Consider the following 16,399-nt stretch of genomic DNA (forward strand, 5'->3'; position numbering starts at 1 on the left):
GCTAGGGCTTGCTTGTCTTCTGCATTGTTTGCTTGACGATGGTTTTCATCCTGCTGAAAATTCGATCCTTTGTAGAAGGCTTCTTGATGATTCGTTGAGTGCCCGAAGGGCCATACACGGACTTGATGAGTTCGATCATGATTTTTTCTTGCGGGGTGCGAGGCAGCTGGCGCACAAACAAATAGTCTGCCTGGGAGGCAAAGGAATTTTGATATCCAGTCCAACCTGCTTCTTCAAATCCTTTGCTTTGCAGGCTGGCTTTTACCTCATCTTCAAGAATCATACCTTCATAGAGGGGGTAGCGGTAAAGCTCTAATTCAAGAGCAAGGCAGTCCTCCTCTAGATATTTCTGTGCTCCATCAAGTACGAACGCCTCTCCACTTTGAGTATCGCTCTTCAAAAATGGAAAGCTGACTTTGTGCCCAAGGGACTGGTACAATTCTGCTAAGATTGTGTCTAGTTTCTTGACCCTACACGAAAATTGTCGAATGCTGCTTGAACGTTCAAACCACGTGTTATTAAGCGCAATGTTGCCTTCATTTTTAATCTGCTCGAAATTTTGACGCACCCAATCAAAGTTTTGCTTTAGCAGAGATGAGCCCGTACCATTTTCTCCCGAGATATAAAAATTAGCCTCTCCATCAAAGTTCCAGACTGCACAGTCATAGCGCAACCGTGTGCCCGTGAGAATAGGCAGCTCATTCGGCTCAAAGCTGAGCGTCCTACCCACCTTATCTGGATGATATTTCCAGGGAAGATCCAGACCTCCAACCGCGCCAATATCGATAATATTTATCTGCATAAAAATGCACCTTTATATCGCTGGAGCATTGGCAGCAGGGCGTGGAGCACCGGGGCAAACAGCTGTGCCGGAAACGATCCTAGGGGTTGGTTCAAAGCTTGATGACTAACCTGAATGGCTGGAGTCTACAACAGAATTTCTTGGGCCAGCAAATGGAAGGGTTAGTTGTTCACTGGCTCAAACCCACAGGAATGTACTGAGGAGACCAGTGACCCCACGGCATACCGTACTTACCGCTAAGTTTATAGAATTTAGCGAGGTTATCCTTGAGATAAGTACAGTTATGGTAGTTGCTGAGTACCTTGTGCGGCTCTTGTTGGCAGGCGGGAATTGCTCCAAAGAAGCCTACGAGGTCATTTTCGCTAAAGCAATAGCCCTGGGACGGTTCGTGCAGCCAGGTAGCAGGTTGTTCTGTGCCTGAGGTTGTCACGGCCCAATATCCCTGGGGTTTGACAATCCGATGAATTTCTTGTAGCGCCTGTGAAAGTGAAGTTATGGGGATATGTTCGATAGCCGACAGGGAAACCACTGCATCAAAGGATTTGGCTGGGAACTCGGGCATATGGCATAGGTTGCCGACGCACCAGTTAAGTTGTGCAGGCTGCCCATTCAGGTTATTCTGGCGTCGCCAGGTGTCATGAACACTTTCGTACCGCCAAGCTCTAGCCTCGGTGATCATGGACCAGCAACTAATCTGTTGCTTCAGCCGGGCGAGAACTGTTGTAGGAGGCGCAGCTTCGAGCAGTTGTGCATAGTCAGTAGTGACATGGCTGGGAAAGCGTTCGTACTTTGTGCCATAGCGCCGCTGGTAGGCAAGAGGCGGTTTTTTTAGAACCATGTCTACATTTGTGACTTCAAAACCTAATTCGCTCAGGAGAAATTGAACTGGACCGCCGCCACCGCCAGCATCCAGTACCCGCAATCCCTTAGGCCAGAACTTTATCTGCCGATAGATCCAGGTGAGGTCGGTGATATAGTGCCATCCCAATTGCGTCCGCCCCGTGATCTTCAAGAAATTCTCAACAAACTTAAAATCCACTGAGGCCAGTTGCTCCTGAGGCTCAATGAATTCGTACTTTAATGCTGGGGTTCGCTCCACCATCACCTCGATCTGACGAATAAGTAGAGGACAAGACAGGAATTTATCCTGGATCGTGCAATCGCACGCTTATGCCGCCATCTAGATTTAGAGAAGCGCCGGTAATGAAATCGGCCTGGGTCGAGGCGAGAAACAAAGCTGCTGAGGCAACTTCTTCTGGTTGGGCAATCCGCCCCACTGGATGCATCCGGGAGAGTTCTTCAAACTGTGCCTCTTTGCCGACGAAACCTGCCAGTAACATTGCCGTCGCTGTCGCGGCAGGATTGATCGCATTGACTCGCACTCTACCGCCCAAGTCGATGGCCAGAGCGCGGGTCAGGCCACCTAGGGCCGCTTTGCTCGTCGCATAGGTGACGAATGCCGGTTTGGTCGCTATGGCGTGAACGCTGGAAATGTTTACAACGTTTCCGCCCACCCTCTCAAGAGCAGGTAACAGCCCCTGGATGAGCAAGAACGGAGCAGTCAGATTAATGTCGAGCGTCTGCCGCCATTCATCGAGTGTAATTTTTTCGGTGGAATTGAGAGGCTGGACGGCGGCGTTGTTGACCAGGACGTTGAGTCCGGACGGCTCCACAGCACTGTGCAGCTTCGCGAGCAATGCAGCGGAGCGCTCTTTATCGAAACACAGTTCTTGTAAGTCGAGTTGCATAAATAAATCGCACTGGCAGTTGCCGTGCAGGCGATCGACTGCGATCACTCTATAACCCGCTCGGTGGAACGCACTGCAGAGCGCCTGGCCAATTCCTCCGATCGCCCCCGTGATCAGGGCTGTTCTTTCTGCGTCAGGCAATTTTTAACAAACCGAACAGCAGTTGAATCGCTTTTTCACTCGCGCGCTGCACAGCTTCTGCTGTATTGGAGGCGTTGTGTGAACCAAAGATGCAGCGCTTGTGGCGATGCAGGGGCGAGGTGAGCGGCAGAGGTTCCTCCTCGAAAACATCGAGGGCTGCAGAATGGACCTGGCCCGACTCAAGGGCAGCGACCAGAGCCTGTTGATCGATAAGCGGCCCACGGGCAACGTTGACGATGCGCACGCCGGGCCTGGTTCGCGCCAGAACTTCAGCGTCGATCATGTGAAAGTTCTGGGCTGTGAGAGCGCAGGTGAGAACAATAAAATCTGCCTCATCGAGGCGCTCTGGCCAGGGTGCTGGCTCTACGGCCAACCCGTCAACTGCCTTGAAGAAGGGATCGTAGACGATCACCTGCATATCCGCTGCCAACAGGCGCTTTGCCGCGCTGCGTCCAATGTCACCAAAGCCAACCAGTGCGAGTGTCTTATGGGTCAAAGAGATGCCGCAGGGTTTTGGCCAGCGGCCAGCGCGCACCTCGCGGTCAATCAAAAATGTCTCTCTCGCTAGAGCCGTGACGTAAGAAACCGCTACATCAGCTACCTCCGCCCCAAACATACCCGGTGTATTGAGGACTGGAATGCCCAGATCCTCTGCCGCTCCAAAATCGACATTGTCTACTCCGACGCCCCACTTTACAGCTGCCCGCAACGCTCCCTGTTTACCGGCAACGAAAACCTCCCGCGTGGCCGGGTCATCGCCAATAATCCAACCGTCAAATTGGGGAACGAGGGTGAGCAATTCATCGACGGTGAGGGTCTGTACGATGGGCGGACAGTAGACTTCTATATTTTTGTCCACAAAATAGTGACGGAACTCGTCGATCCGTCGCACCATCGGCGGACAGGTGATCAAGATACGCATCGGCTACACCAAATTCAAGTGGTTGCCAGTTGTTGCTGTTGGGCAATCATCTCGGCAATATCCCAGCCTTCTTGATCGTCGATATCCGCTGATTCTAGGCGGGGCGTTTCAAACATCATTGGCCGCTGGCCGATCCGGGCACCGGTCGCCAGAAAGCTCGCTTTTGTAAAGATGTACAGGTTGGAATTTTCCTCGAACCAGGCTTCGAGATCCTGGGTGCGGATCAGGTTCTGCGGGTCGTGGTTGACCGGGCTGCCATCGGCGCGATAAAAGCGCGTCTGAAAGCGATTGACTGTAAAGAGCGAATCGGCCTTGCCCGCAAGCTGGGCGTCGATAAAGGCTGCCAGTGCCGAGCGGATAGTACTTGCTTTAAGCAGAGGGTTGGTGGTGTGGGTCATCAGATAGATGTCAGCGTCTACGTTGGCAACATCGTCCGCAAGCACCAGATTCATGCTGACAAAGTCGCCGCAAATTTCGGGCCTGCGATCGCGAATCTGGACCCGGTCGCCGCCTACCAAGCCCTGATCAGCGAGAAGCTGACGCGCATCGGTGTTGATGACGACGCGCTCGATTTCGACAATCGACAGCAGTGTATCGAGAATCCAGCGAAACAGGGGCTTGCCACAAAACGGGCGAAAATTTTTGCCTTTTACCCGCGCACTGTGGGCTTTCATCGGTAGCAAAGCAACTACCTGCGGTCGCACCTGAGCAGTTTTACTCATATATCCACGCGTGGGGCGGAAGTTGTCTCCAGCTCGTTCGGTTTTGCCGCTGATTGGGCGGCGGCGGCAGTTTCTAGATATCCAAAATACATTTCTTTTTTGTGGCGGGACAGGGTGCGGTGCTCCCAATTGCCCCGGTAGCTGCCCCAGAATTGCATCAGACGAAAAAGACAGATCTCTTTTAATTTTGATCCAAGAAGGCCCGATTGGATGGCAGCGCGGCTGTCTGACCAGATCGCTGCTGTCAGATAGCGCAGAAAATCGAGAAAGTGAATATGTACTTCGGGCATGATGTGCTGCAGAGCGATCGCCTCGCGCTCGTAGCGGTGCAGCACCTTTGACCACGACTCGTCGTGGTAGTGCCAGACCGCTGCTTCGGCGACGTAGGCGATTTGAAGCCCCTGAGCGATCAGGCGCTTGCCCAGTTCCATATCCTCCAGGCCGGTCAGGGCTTCGTTAAAAGGGTTGCGCAACCAGATCGGCCGTAGTAAAGCGGCGTTGGCGTTGTTGCAGAAAAAACCTGTCTGTGGAATGCGGCTGGCTGGTGGATAGAATTTACTGAAAACCTGCTTTTCACTGAAGCGCGTCTGCTCGCCGCCGAGTTGACGACCATAGGTAAGTACTGCCCGCTGGGCTTGCAGGGGGTGCAGCAGTTGAGCCAACCACTGCGAACTGGTCGGGACGCAGTGGCCACTGATAAAAACCAGATACTCCCCTCGGGCGGCCTGGCAACCGAGGTTCAGCGAGCGACCGAAGGAGAAGTCTGCTTTTTGAATATGGACAAGCCGGCAGCCGAAGCGCTGGGCTATCTGAACGGTCCGATCGGATGAGCCGGAATCGACGACGATCACCTCGCAGCCCAGATCCGCTAAAGTTTGCTCGGCAACCGCTTCCAACAGTTGGGGAAGATAGCGTTGCTCGTTGTAGGTGCGGATGACGATGCTGGCCAGCATACCGAATAGCGCTGCCTACAAGGAGGTGGGTTGCAGCCGCAGCTGAAAAGATGGCTGCAGGAGCTGGTAGAGCAACTCGATTTCTTCGCGGAAAACAGCATTTGGAGCAAACATATCCCAGTGCATCGGGACGACTGTCCGGGTGCCTATTTCATCGGCGAGCTGAAAAGCCTCACGCACGGACATGTTACCGAGAATGCCTCGCCTTTCGCGATAAAAGTTGCGCTCGTTGACCGGAAGCAGAGCAGTATCGATGGTGCCGAGCTGTTTGAGTGCTTCTACCAATTCGTCGGCAGGTGAAGTGTCCCCGGCATGATAGAGCAGCCGGCCCCGATAGTCGAGGACGTAGCCGACACAGAGCAAACAGCCGGACTCGTCCCTTTCGATGCACGGATGAACGGCAGGAACTGCCCGCACGCGCAGGTGTGGTCCAAGGGGCAACCACTCCTTTTCTGGAGCGAGCACCAGACGCTCCGGCGCGATACCCAGATCGCTCAGGCATATCTTGACGGTGTTGGGACACAGAAAACGGCAGGTCTGGGAAGCGCGCGAAATCGGCAGCAATGTCTCCGGGTCGCAGTGGTCGATATGGATGTGAGAGATAAAAACCCAATCGGCGTCATCGATTGTCTCGGGCAGCACAGGAATGCTGATTTGTCTTCGCATATCCGGCCCCTCAACCTTCGCAACGTAGTCGCTAAGGTAAGGATCGATGTAGACCACCGTGTGCTCAAAGGTCAGCTTGAACCCCGCCTGTCCGAGGGGACGCACAACAATCGCCTGCCTGTCATCGCTCGTCATCGCGCCCATGCTAAATGCACTATGCTCCTTGCGGTCCTGGGAAGTGAGGTGGCTTGCTCTCGAACTTCCAGGCCAGGAAGAGTCGTTTGGATGAGCATGAGAATCGACAGCGACGAAATGAGAGGCAGATTATGTCACGAAGGCACCCACAGGCAATAGCTTTACCCAGGCCGTCAAAGGGTGCTGTAGCGATGACTTTCCCTTGCTCCAGGTTCCCAGGAGGTGGCTGAGACAAAGGAAACGAGGCTCAGATAGGCCAGGCTGCGAGGCAGAACGCTCTCAAGCTAGCAGGGCTCTCGACACTATTTGCAAGCTGGATGCAGGTAGGACGCTTTCGCCAGAAACAAGGTTCATTTCAGAACCAACACTCTGCAGGTACAGTACAAAGCCCAAACGCTTTGGAGAAAGCTTCCTTGCTGGTACTGCACAGACTGCACGCAAAAGTTATACACCATTGGAGACGACAACGCAACCGCGTGCTATGGGCGCGAAGAGTTGCGCAAGGAAGGTCGAATGCCCAGAGTGCCTCCTCCCCCTCCTACATTTTTGACTGGGTGACTGGATGTCTTCTTTCTGCTGTGGTTTTGTAGCCTCACTGACACATATCGCCCCAGCTACAGTTGCTGCATACTCCCACAGTCCTCTAGCCGGGCTCTCGATGCGCTACGATACGGGCGTTGTCTGAGAAAACTTCATGCGCGTTCTGGTGACTGGTGGAGCAGGCTTTATCGGCTCCCATTTGTGCGATCGCTTGTTGGCAGCGGGGGATGAGGTAATCTGTGTTGACAATTTCTTTACGGGGACGCGCGCAAACGTCGCTCATCTGCGCGATCATCTCAACTTCGAGTTGATCCGCCACGACATTACCGAACCGATCCGCCTGGAGGTGGACCGCATCTATCATCTGGCCTGCCCGGCTTCGCCCATCCACTACCAGTACAACCCGGTCAAGACGGTCAAGACAAGCGTTCTGGGCACGCTCAACATGCTGGGTCTTGCCAAGCGCGTGCGGGCCCGGATCTTGCTTGCCTCGACTTCTGAAGTTTACGGCGATCCGCTGGTGCATCCGCAGAACGAGGATTACTGGGGGCACGTCAATCCGATCGGCATTCGCAGCTGTTACGACGAGTCGAAGCGCCTGGCGGAGACGCTGATGATGGACTACCACCGCCAGAACCGGGTCGATATTCGGATTATCCGCATCTTTAATACCTACGGGCCCCGGATGAGCGAGGGGGACGGACGGGTGGTGAGCAACTTTCTTTTTCAGGCCCTGCGCGGCGAGCCGCTTACGGTCTACGGCGAAGGCCAGCAGACGCGCAGCTTCTGTTATGTCTCCGATCTGGTCGAAGGGATGATCCGGCTGATGAACGGCGAACACATTGGGCCGATCAATATTGGCAACCCCGACGAATTTACGATTCTTGAGTTGGCGGAGCAGGTGCGTGCGCTTGTCAACCCCGAACTGCCGATCATCTTCAAGCCGCTGCCCTCGGACGATCCCCGGCAACGGCAACCGGACATTGCGCGGGCGCGCACGCTCCTGGGCTGGGAGCCGACGGTACCGCTCGCCGAGGGGCTCAGGCGCACCGTGGTCGAGTTTCGGCACAGGCTCGGCCTCGATGGCTGAGCCTGTCTTTGTCGAGGGATGCCTGACGGAGCGCCTGTGCGCCACTGTCGATCTGTTTGAGCGCCGGGGCTATTGCCTGAGCATCGAGAATCTGGCGCGGTGGTTGCTCGGTGGCCCCGTGGAGCCGGAGCGATTGGAGGCGGTGATCAAAAAGAGCGATCGACTGCACCTGAGCGACGGTCTGGTGCATACAGCAAGCTGCAGTGCAACCCTGGTGCGCCGCTCCTGCAGGCGGCAGGCAGAGCACCTGCAGGCGAGCCGCCGCTGGTGGTCGGCGGTTGAAGCTTACATCGAGCAGCTGGTTCACTATTGCCCTCAGATCCGCTGCGCGGCCCTGGCCGGTTCGCTGGCCGCCGGTGGTTTTCAAGAAACCGACGATGTGGACTTCAACCTGTTCGTCGAGGACGGCACGCGCTACACCACTTACCTGCAGGCCAACTTGATCGCCCTTGGCTTCAGCGCCCGTTACCGCCATCGCCCGACCGATGTTCACACCCGACGGCCCTTTTTGCCAAAACTGATGAGCATCAACGTGATCTGGACCGACAGCGATGTACGGCCCTTTGTCCGCCAGGATGGACCGATGGCACTGGAGCTGTTGTTGAATCGGCCCCTCTGGGGCATCGAATATTTTCAGAGCGTGCTCGGCTGCAACCGCTGGCTGGATGACTACTTTCCCCAGTTTGCCGCCCGATCTTTTGCCTGTGCTGTCAAAAGCGGATCGCCGCTCACCCGACTGGCCCGCTGGCGCGAGCGCGGTGCGTACACGGCAAGCTACCTGGGCTGGCGCTGGCAGATGTGGACGCGGCGCAACAACCCCGAGGCGCTGGCGCGGGTGGCGCAGGTGCGCAGACACCAGAGTCCCTACGCCCTGTTTGAAGGCTGCCGCTTCGATCTTCAAGAACGCGACAGCTAGTACACTACAGGCAGGCTCCCTACGCACAGGTACGCAAGATGGCACCGCTGGTCTGCAACTATTACGTCACCTACAAGTGCAACGCCCGCTGCCATTTTTGTGACATCTGGGCACTCACGCCGCCTCCGGAGGCAAGCTTCGAGACGATCCGCACCAACTTGATCGATCTGAGGCGACTGGGGGTCAAGTACGTTGACTTTACCGGCGGCGAGCCGCTTTTGCGCCCCGATATCGTCGAGATTTACACAGCCGCCAAGCGCCTGGGCCTGCTTACCAGCCTCACCACCAACACGATTCTGTATCCTAAAAAGGCGCAGCAGTTGCGGGGACTGGTCGATTTTTTAAATTTCTCCCTCGACGGGCCAGACGCCGCTTCCCACAACCAGTCGCGGGGCGTGGATCTATTTGAGCGGTTGATCGAGTCGGTGCGGTTGGCCCGGTCGCTGGGCGAATACCCGACGCTCAACTTTACGGTCACTGCTCAAAATTACGAACGCATCGCGGAGGTGGCCGAGCTGGCCAACCGCCTGGAGGTGCGCGCCTGGCTCAATCCCGCCTTTACTGCCCACGAACATTACAACAACAACAAAAATCCCACCCCGGCCCTGGTTGCAGCGATTCGCCACGCCGCCGAACGCTATCGGGGCATCCTCGGCTACAACAAAGCCGCCCTTGCACTTATCGAAGCTGGCGGCAACCACACCGCCGATCCGCGCTGCAAGGCAGTCGAGGCGGTGATCGTCATCTCGCCCGACGACAAGCTGCTTTTGCCCTGCTACCACTTTGCCCAACACTCTGAGCCGATCGCAGGCCGACTTTTTGAACTTTATAGTAGCGGCGAGAAAGTGGCCGAGTACCGCGCTTCCCAGGGGCGGCTATCGGTCTGTGAGGGCTGCACGGTCTGGTGCTACCTCATACCGAGCTTCTTTAAGGGGCTCGATCGCTACACGCTGCTCAACGGACTCAGCTACGCCGACGAATTTTTTGCCCGCCGCCGGGGCCGCCGCTCCCGGAGTGCGGCGACGGCAGTGTTACACTGAGCGAAGCCAAGTATTATTGCCTACCATGCCTCTGCTGAATCTGGTCCCCGACAATGGCACCCGCTTTGTAGCGGCAGTCGAAAAACAGGGGGCGCTGGCGCTCTGGTTTCCACCGGAGGGCGGCCTTGAGGGCAACTACCAGCGCCGGTTGCGCGGAGCAGGCTACCGGACGCAGCTTTTGAGCGCTAGAGGGCTCGGAGATCTTTCGCGCTTTTTGCTCGAAAGCCACGGGGTCAGACCGGCCCACCTGGGCAAAAAAGAAAAGCGCGTCTTCGATCTGCCGCCGGAACTGGCCATTTACATGGACAACCTGCCCCCCAGCGCCAGAGGCTTTGTGCTTTGGCTCATCGAGGGCAAAGTGCTCTCGCTGGCAGAATTAGAGTATTTATCTATGTTGCCTGCAGCGGTGGCAAAACTCAAGATCGTCATCGAACTCGGCAGCGATAGGGGCATTCGCTGGCTTCCCCTGGCTGAGGCAGTTTCAAAGATGGCGGAGGGAAGCTAGAATACGGACGTGGTGGAATGTTTGCCCCGTCCCTATCGCTCTCTTGACGCCGGTAGCTGGTTCAAGCTCATAGGAGGAGCCAGCCTCCAGAATCTTCCGAGCCTTGCCAACCTGGCTTTGGCCTATACCCTGGCCGGAGCAGACTGCATAGATGTCTCGGCGGATCCAGCTGTGATCGTAGAAGTCCGGCGGGCGATCGACGCAGCGGTCCGGCTGATGGCAGCCGCACCGACAGAACGACCTTTCTTGATGGTCAGCCTCAGCGACGGAGCCGACCTGCACTTTCGTAAAGCCCATTTCTCCGCCGAGGATTGCCCAAGCGACTGTGCCCGGCCCTGTCTGCGCATCTGTCCGGTCGATGCTATCGCCGTAGGTGGCGTCGATAGGCAGCGCTGCTACGGTTGCGGGCGCTGTGGGCCGGTCTGTCCGTTCGGACTCATCGATTTTCATGCCTGGCAGCCTGACCCAGGCACGATCGGTGCGCTGCTCGCCGCTTGTCCGGTCGATGCGGTCGAGATTCATACGCACCAGGGCAACCTTGAGGGCTTCCACCAGCTCTGGGCCGGGCTCGCTCCCGTCCTGCCCCGCCTGCAACTGCTGGCCATCAGTTTTCCGGACGAACCTGGAATGCGCGAACATCTCCATGCCCTCTGGGAGGTGATCCGGACGAGCACTCTTGCCCCAGCCGCCAGGACTCGCCTTGTCTGGCAGATCGATGGGCTGCCGATGAGCGGCGATCTGGCCCGCAGCACCGCTACGCGCGCGGTGCAGTTTGCCTTGAAGGTGCAGCAGTGGCATCTACCGGGCTATCTGCAACTGGCGGGAGGGACAAACGACGCGAGTGTGGCCCTGGCGCGCGAGGCGATGCTCAATGTCAGCGGCGTCGGCTACGGCTCCTACGCCCGGCAGCTCATCCAGCTTGAGAGCGAAACCGATTCTTTTGAGCGCCATCCCAAACTGTTGCGCCGGGCGGTCGAGCGGGCCCGCGCCCTCGTCTGCCAACTCAAACCCCATCTCCACCAGGAGGGTACTGCCTCATGGCTCACGATGCTATCCCCATGACCCACAACGAAATGCGCGTCACGGACGATCTGGAGAAGCTGCTGGCCATTCTGCCCGCCGGATTGCAGGAGCGCCTGAGACGGCACGAGCGCCTCGATGAGCTGATCGAAGTGGTGCTCGATCTGGGCCGACGACCGGAGGCGCGCTTTCGCGAAAATAGCGAATACCTCTCAGAAGAACCGATTGTCCAGGCGGAACTGGATCAGTGCGTCGCCAACGTCGGCGAATTTTCGGGCGACAACCGCGCCGGCATCGAGCGCACCCTGCACCGCATCAGCGCCATGCGCAACCGCCATGGCCGGATTATCGGTCTTACCTGCCGGGTGGGCCGGGCTGTCTTCGGCACGATCATCATGATTCGCGACCTCGTAGAATCGGGTAAATCGATTTTGCTGTTGGGCCGTCCCGGCGTCGGCAAGACCACCGCCCTGCGCGAGATCGCCCGCGTGCTCGCCGACGATCTGGGCAGGCGCGTGGTGATCATCGACACCAGCAACGAGATCGCCGGCGACGGCGACATTCCCCACCCGGCAATCGGTCGAGCGCGGCGGATGCAGGTCGCTCGCCCCGAATTTCAGCACCAGGTGATGATCGAGGCGGTCGAAAACCATATGCCCGAAGTGATCGTCATCGACGAAATCGGCACCGAACTGGAGGCCCAGGCGGCCCGCACGATCGCGGAGCGCGGCGTGCAACTGGTGGGCACCGCCCACGGCAACCGCCTCGAAAATCTGATCAAAAACCCGACTTTATCGGATCTGATCGGCGGCATCCAGACGGTGACGCTGGGCGACGAAGAGGCCCGCCGTCGCGGTACCCAAAAAAGTGTGCTCGAGCGCAAGGCACCGCCCACCTTCGAGATCGCCGTCGAGATGCAGGAGCGCTACAAGTGGACCGTCCACAAGGATGTCGCCGAGACGGTCGATTATCTGTTGCGCGAGCGCAAACCGCTGCCGGAGACGCGGGCGATCAGCGCCGCCGGTAAGGTGAGTGTCACCCGCGAACTTTCCGAAGCGGAGTGGGACGAGCCTGTATCGCTTTCTAGCAGTCGCAACAACGGCACCGCCTGGCACAACCCGGCGGTGGTTCCCTTCAGTGCGATGGACCTCGACACCGGTTCAGACAACAACCGGGTGCGCATCTACCCCTACGCGGTCTCCCGCAGCCATCTCGAGCGCATCGTTCAGACCCTGGGCTATCCGGTGCTGCTCACCAAAGAGATCGATGACGCCGATGTAGTGCTCGCCCTGCGCTCCCACGTGCGCGACAAAGCAAAGATTGCCGCCGTCGCCCACAGCCGTCAGATCCCCGTGCATACGGTCAAGGCCAACACGATCCCCCACATTACCCGTGCCCTGCGCCGCATCCTGCAGATCGATGAGCCGGGAGTGGGCGGGGATATCGATGCCGGATTGCTGGGCACCCTCGACTCGGAGGACGAACTCGAAGCGATGGAGGAGGCGCGCCTCGCCGTCGAGCAAATTGTCCTCCCCAAGGGCCAGCCCGTCGAACTGCTGCCGCGCGCTCCCCATATCCGCAAGATGCAGCACGAACTGGTCGAGCACTATCGGCTCAAGTCCGAAAGCTTTGGCCAGGAGCCCAATCGGCGATTGCGCATCTATCCCGAATAGATCCTGACTGGGGCGGTCCGGGTGTGGAAACCCCTACCTGCAGCGGCGGCAGGCAGACTGTTATAGTGACAAAAAGGCTGGGGAGTCACGAATGAGCGAACTTGCCGACTACGGACCCGGTTCCATCCGGGCTGCTTATTCCGGGGATTATGGATTTCGTACCCCTCCCCCGGATCTACCGTCCCTGCTGCTGAACGAGCGCATCGTCTACCTCGGCACCCCTATTAACGACGTGGTGGCCGAACTGCTGATCGCCCAGCTGCTTTATCTCGAATCGGAGGACAACGCCAAACCGATCGAGATTTACATCAACAGTCCCGGTGTTGCCGGTTTCGAGACCAGCGCCTTCGCGGTCTACGACACGATGCGCCACGTGCGGATGCCCATCAAGACCATCTGCCTCGGTCTGGCCGGTGGGTTTTCGGCACTGCTGTTGGCAGCGGGCACCAAGGGACAGCGCATGAGCCTGCCCAATTCCCGTATCATTCTCTACCAACCCTACGGCGGTGCCCGTGGCCAGGCCACCGACATCAACATCCGTGCCCAGGAATTGCTCACCACCAAGCGCACGCTCAATCAGCTTCTGAGCACCCACACCGGTAAGGCCGTCGAGCAAATCGACAAGGACACGGAGCGGCTGTACTATATGTCCCCCGACGAAGCTGTAAGCTACGGCCTGATCGACAAAGTGCTCGAACCGAGTGCGACCAAGATCGCCAGCCTCAAAGCCGTCGGTGCGCCTGTCTAACCTTTACGGAGGAAACTGCCATGCCTATCGGGATTCCCAAGGTGCCCTACCGCCTGCCGGGTGGACAGAGCCAGTGGATCGACATCTTTAACCGCCTCGCCCTCGATCGGATCATCTTTTTGGGCCGCGAGGTAGACGACGAAATCGCCAACGCGATCATCGCCTCGATGCTCTACCTCGACTCCGAAGATCCAGAAAAGGACATCTACCTCTACATCAACAGCCCCGGCGGTTCGGTTTCAGCCGGGCTTGCCATCTATGACACGATGCAGCACGTGCGGGCCAACGTCGCCACGATGTGCGTCGGCCTTGCCGCCAGCATGGGCGCGTTCTTGCTCGCTGCCGGTGCCAAGGGCAAGCGCACCAGCCTGCCCCACTCGCGGATCATGATTCACCAGCCCCTCGGCGGTGCCCAGGGCCAGGCCACCGACATCGGCATCCAGGCCAAGGAGATCCTCTACACCAAGGACCGCCTCAACCAGATCCTCTCCGATCGGACTGGCCAGCCCCTTGAGCGCATCGAGCGCGACACCGACCGCGACTTTTTCATGTCCGCCGACGAAGCGGCGCAGTACGGCCTCATCGATCAGGTCGTTCAGCATCGCCCGATCTAGGCCGGTGTGGCAATTTATCGAAGATGGACCGTGGAGCCGTTGGGAGTGCGCGTTGCTCTCCCGCTGGCCCCACGGTTTTTTTACCCGCCGTGCCAGTGGTTGCCCGCCGGCACAGCTCGCCGTCGCTCTGGCTCTGCCCGCACAGACAGCCTTTTATCTCAAACAAACCCACAGCGCCCAGATCCAGCCGGTGCCCGTCGAGCCGGGCTGCACCGGCGACGCGCTCTGGAGCGATCGGCCCGGTGATTCGATCTGGGTGAGTACCGCCGATTGCACGCCGATCTTGCTGGCAGACCCACGCACCGGGGCGGTGGCTGCCATCCACGCCGGTTGGCGCGGAACGGCCCAGTCGATTGTTGGGGCCACCGTCGCCGCACTCTGCAAGCAGGGCAGCGATCCGGCGAACCTGCTGTGCGCAATGGGACCAGCAATCAGTGGCAGTGCCTACCAGGTGGCCCATGGAGTTGCGAGCGAAGTGACAGCGACGATCACCGAAGCTTCTTTGGCCCTGCTGCCGGACGCTGAACCGGGCCGGGTGCGCCTCGATGTGCGCGAGGTCAACCGCCAGCAGGCGATCGCCAGGGGGCTGCTACCGGAACGGATCGCCATCTGTCCGGCCTGTACCTACGGCAGCCCCGACTGGCTGTACTCCTATCGCCGGGAAGGGGGCGGCAAGATCCAGTACTCAGGTATCGGTCTGCCGATAGAGCAGGGGCCGGGCGACGACAATCGCTGAGACAGGGCCGCTACCTCTTTGCTGAAGGGCAACTGCGCACTGGCGAAGCGTGCCACCGGTGGTAAAGATATCGTCTACCAGAAGCACCGGCTCCGGTGGTAGGGAGCCCACGACACTGAAGGCATCCTCGATCGCTCTGGCGCGCTCGATGGGATCGAGGCGATGGAGGGCAGGAGTGGCACGGGTGCGCTGCAGGAGGTGGCTACTGTGGACCATGCCCGTTCGCCTACAAAAGGCGCGGGCAAGCCGCTCAGCCTGGTTGTAGCCCCGCTCGCTTAGCCGCTCGGCGTGCAGTGGTACAGCGATGACCCGATAGTGGCGCGGCCATCGCTCCTCAAGCCACCAGCGCCCCAATCGTTCTCCCAGCCAGTCTCCGATTTCGGGCCGATTGCCGTACTTCAGCAGTTCGAGCGCCCGCCTGAGCAAACCTGCATAGACGCCCCAGGGATAGACGGCGAGGCTACCCGTCGATGTACGCCTTTGCTCAAAGCGACTACTCGTCAGCTCCGCCCCGCACCTTGCACAGAGGTAGTCACTTGTGCGTTGCTCGCAAAGCGGGCAGCGGTGCTGAAACAGCCAGAATTTCACAGAGTACTACGGGTAGAACAACCCTCAGCCTATTGCCTGCAGCTCGCCACCCGCTCCTACCAGCTGGAACCAGACAGGCGAGAAAATATTTGAGGGCGGACGATGGGGTTTGAACCCACGAATGGAGGATCCACAATCCTCTGCCTTAACCACTTGGCTACGCCCGCCAGAAGCCGCTTCCTATCCTAGCATTGCGCACCAAGTAAGCAGACGGTCAGTACCCAAAGAAAAGTAACCGACTGGTGAACAGCCAATTTTTTAGAGTACAATGGAGATCTCTGCAGAGCAGATACCGGAGTGCGTCGGTCAGCGTACCTGGGGATCGGTGATCTCCAGATTGTCCTTGAGAACCAGAATCTCGTCGCGGTGCGCCTCGATAAGCAACCTTGCTCCCTGGTCAATTCTGGTAATCTGGGCGATCACCTGCTCAGGCCGCCGGGCGCTCCTCCAGTAAAACACACCGGCAAGGGGACTGGACAGGGGCAACAGCAAAAGAGCGACCCGCCAGCCTGCCGCCTCAAACAACGTTGTCAGGACCAAAGCCAGACAGGCCAAACCCAAAAATGCAAGGAGAGTCAAGAAGCCAGCGAGAAAACGGCTCGGGGCGACAATCCCCGAAAAGATGAGTTGATGCTCTTTCGCTTGGACGAGTCGGTAAGAGCGCTTCTCAAGGTAGGTCTGGAGTGTGTTGGCGAGTTGCTGGGGCGAGCTGTTGAAATCTATTTCCGCCTGCTCGGTACGATCTTTGACCGAGGCACGCAGAAAGAAAAACAGGCCGACGAGCATCAGCAGCGTCAGTACCAGGGTCGAAAGGACAGTGATCTGCTGCATGACTTCTAT

At 58.2% G+C, this 16,399-nt stretch carries 18 protein-coding genes and 1 tRNA gene; 9 read left to right on the forward strand and 10 right to left on the reverse strand.

Annotation, left to right across the window (positions count from 1 at the left end; genetic code table 11):
- Position 1: 1 nt before the first annotated feature.
- From GKIL_RS25235 to GKIL_RS07855, 7 genes are all read right to left on the reverse strand, one after another.
- The gene (locus tag GKIL_RS25235; RefSeq protein ID WP_023172969.1) at positions 2 to 802 is read right to left on the reverse strand and encodes a class I SAM-dependent methyltransferase; all 801 of its coding nucleotides are present in this window, start codon (positions 800 to 802) and stop codon (positions 2 to 4) included.
- A 169-nt stretch (positions 803 to 971) separates the two neighbouring features.
- Complete coding sequence (locus tag GKIL_RS07830) at positions 972 to 1,904, reverse strand: class I SAM-dependent methyltransferase (protein WP_023172970.1); 933 nt, start codon at positions 1,902 to 1,904, stop codon at positions 972 to 974.
- Positions 1,905 to 1,944: 40 nt separating this feature from the next.
- Positions 1,945 to 2,691 (reverse strand): SDR family NAD(P)-dependent oxidoreductase, encoded by a 747-nt coding sequence (locus GKIL_RS07835; RefSeq protein ID WP_023172971.1) that lies wholly within the window; start codon positions 2,689 to 2,691, stop codon positions 1,945 to 1,947.
- Entirely contained in the window at positions 2,684 to 3,613 is a 930-nt protein-coding gene (locus tag GKIL_RS07840) for a phosphoglycerate dehydrogenase (RefSeq protein WP_023172972.1), read from the reverse strand. Before GKIL_RS07840 ends, GKIL_RS07835 begins: the two co-directional genes overlap by 8 nt.
- A gap of 14 nt (positions 3,614 to 3,627) precedes the next feature.
- Complete coding sequence (locus GKIL_RS07845; protein WP_023172973.1) at positions 3,628 to 4,335, reverse strand: acylneuraminate cytidylyltransferase family protein; 708 nt, start codon at positions 4,333 to 4,335, stop codon at positions 3,628 to 3,630.
- Positions 4,332 to 5,288 carry a glycosyltransferase family 2 protein gene (locus tag GKIL_RS07850; RefSeq protein WP_023172974.1) on the reverse strand — a complete coding sequence of 319 codons (957 nt, stop codon included), beginning with the start codon at positions 5,286 to 5,288 and terminating at the stop codon, positions 4,332 to 4,334. Before GKIL_RS07850 ends, GKIL_RS07845 begins: the two co-directional genes overlap by 4 nt.
- A gap of 15 nt (positions 5,289 to 5,303) precedes the next feature.
- Entirely contained in the window at positions 5,304 to 6,098 is a 795-nt protein-coding gene (locus GKIL_RS07855) for an MBL fold metallo-hydrolase (protein WP_023172975.1), read from the reverse strand.
- Between the two features lie 685 nt (positions 6,099 to 6,783).
- Here GKIL_RS07855 and GKIL_RS07860 point away from each other — a divergent pair.
- From GKIL_RS07860 to pgeF, 9 genes are all read left to right on the forward strand, one after another.
- Positions 6,784 to 7,719, forward strand: a complete 936-nt coding sequence (locus tag GKIL_RS07860; RefSeq protein WP_023172976.1) for a UDP-glucuronic acid decarboxylase family protein — start codon at positions 6,784 to 6,786, stop codon at positions 7,717 to 7,719.
- Positions 7,712 to 8,635 (forward strand): hypothetical protein, encoded by a 924-nt coding sequence (locus GKIL_RS07865; RefSeq protein ID WP_023172977.1) that lies wholly within the window; start codon positions 7,712 to 7,714, stop codon positions 8,633 to 8,635. Before GKIL_RS07860 ends, GKIL_RS07865 begins: the two co-directional genes overlap by 8 nt.
- Positions 8,636 to 8,673: 38 nt before the next feature.
- Positions 8,674 to 9,675: a radical SAM protein gene (locus GKIL_RS07870; RefSeq protein WP_023172979.1), complete on the forward strand. Its 1,002-nt coding sequence runs from the start codon at positions 8,674 to 8,676 to the stop codon at positions 9,673 to 9,675.
- 25 nt (positions 9,676 to 9,700) lie between these two features.
- Positions 9,701 to 10,180: an NAD(P)H-quinone oxidoreductase subunit N gene (locus GKIL_RS07875; RefSeq protein WP_023172980.1), complete on the forward strand. Its 480-nt coding sequence runs from the start codon at positions 9,701 to 9,703 to the stop codon at positions 10,178 to 10,180.
- Between the two features lie 12 nt (positions 10,181 to 10,192).
- The gene (locus tag GKIL_RS07880; protein WP_051382717.1) at positions 10,193 to 11,242 is read left to right on the forward strand and encodes a Light dependent period protein LdpA domain-containing protein; all 1,050 of its coding nucleotides are present in this window, start codon (positions 10,193 to 10,195) and stop codon (positions 11,240 to 11,242) included.
- An 11-nt stretch (positions 11,243 to 11,253) separates the two neighbouring features.
- On the forward strand, positions 11,254 to 12,873 hold the full coding sequence (locus GKIL_RS07885; protein WP_041244518.1) for a R3H domain-containing nucleic acid-binding protein: 1,620 nt from the start codon (positions 11,254 to 11,256) through the stop codon (positions 12,871 to 12,873).
- A 91-nt stretch (positions 12,874 to 12,964) separates the two neighbouring features.
- A complete protein-coding gene (locus GKIL_RS07890; RefSeq protein ID WP_023172983.1) occupies positions 12,965 to 13,621 on the forward strand; it encodes an ATP-dependent Clp protease proteolytic subunit in 657 nt (218 codons plus the stop codon).
- Positions 13,622 to 13,641: 20 nt separating this feature from the next.
- A complete protein-coding gene (locus GKIL_RS07895; RefSeq protein WP_023172984.1) occupies positions 13,642 to 14,235 on the forward strand; it encodes an ATP-dependent Clp protease proteolytic subunit in 594 nt (197 codons plus the stop codon).
- A gap of 52 nt (positions 14,236 to 14,287) precedes the next feature.
- Positions 14,288 to 14,971 carry a peptidoglycan editing factor PgeF gene (gene pgeF / locus GKIL_RS07900; protein WP_023172985.1) on the forward strand — a complete coding sequence of 228 codons (684 nt, stop codon included), beginning with the start codon at positions 14,288 to 14,290 and terminating at the stop codon, positions 14,969 to 14,971.
- On the opposite strand, the gene GKIL_RS07905 is transcribed toward pgeF, so the two are convergent.
- From GKIL_RS07905 to GKIL_RS07915, 3 genes are all read right to left on the reverse strand, one after another.
- Entirely contained in the window at positions 14,921 to 15,559 is a 639-nt protein-coding gene (locus GKIL_RS07905; protein ID WP_023172986.1) for a ComF family protein, read from the reverse strand. The two genes, pgeF and GKIL_RS07905, sit on opposite strands and share 51 nt — an antisense overlap.
- A 94-nt stretch (positions 15,560 to 15,653) precedes the next feature.
- Positions 15,654 to 15,726, reverse strand: a tRNA-His gene (locus tag GKIL_RS07910).
- A 139-nt stretch (positions 15,727 to 15,865) separates the two neighbouring features.
- The gene (locus GKIL_RS07915) at positions 15,866 to 16,390 is read right to left on the reverse strand and encodes a cofactor assembly of complex C subunit B (protein ID WP_023172987.1); all 525 of its coding nucleotides are present in this window, start codon (positions 16,388 to 16,390) and stop codon (positions 15,866 to 15,868) included.
- Between the last annotated feature and the right edge of the window lie 9 nt (positions 16,391 to 16,399).

The sequence above is a fragment of the Gloeobacter kilaueensis JS1 genome (assembly GCF_000484535.1).
GTDB lineage: Bacteria > Cyanobacteriota > Cyanobacteriia > Gloeobacterales > Gloeobacteraceae > Gloeobacter > Gloeobacter kilaueensis.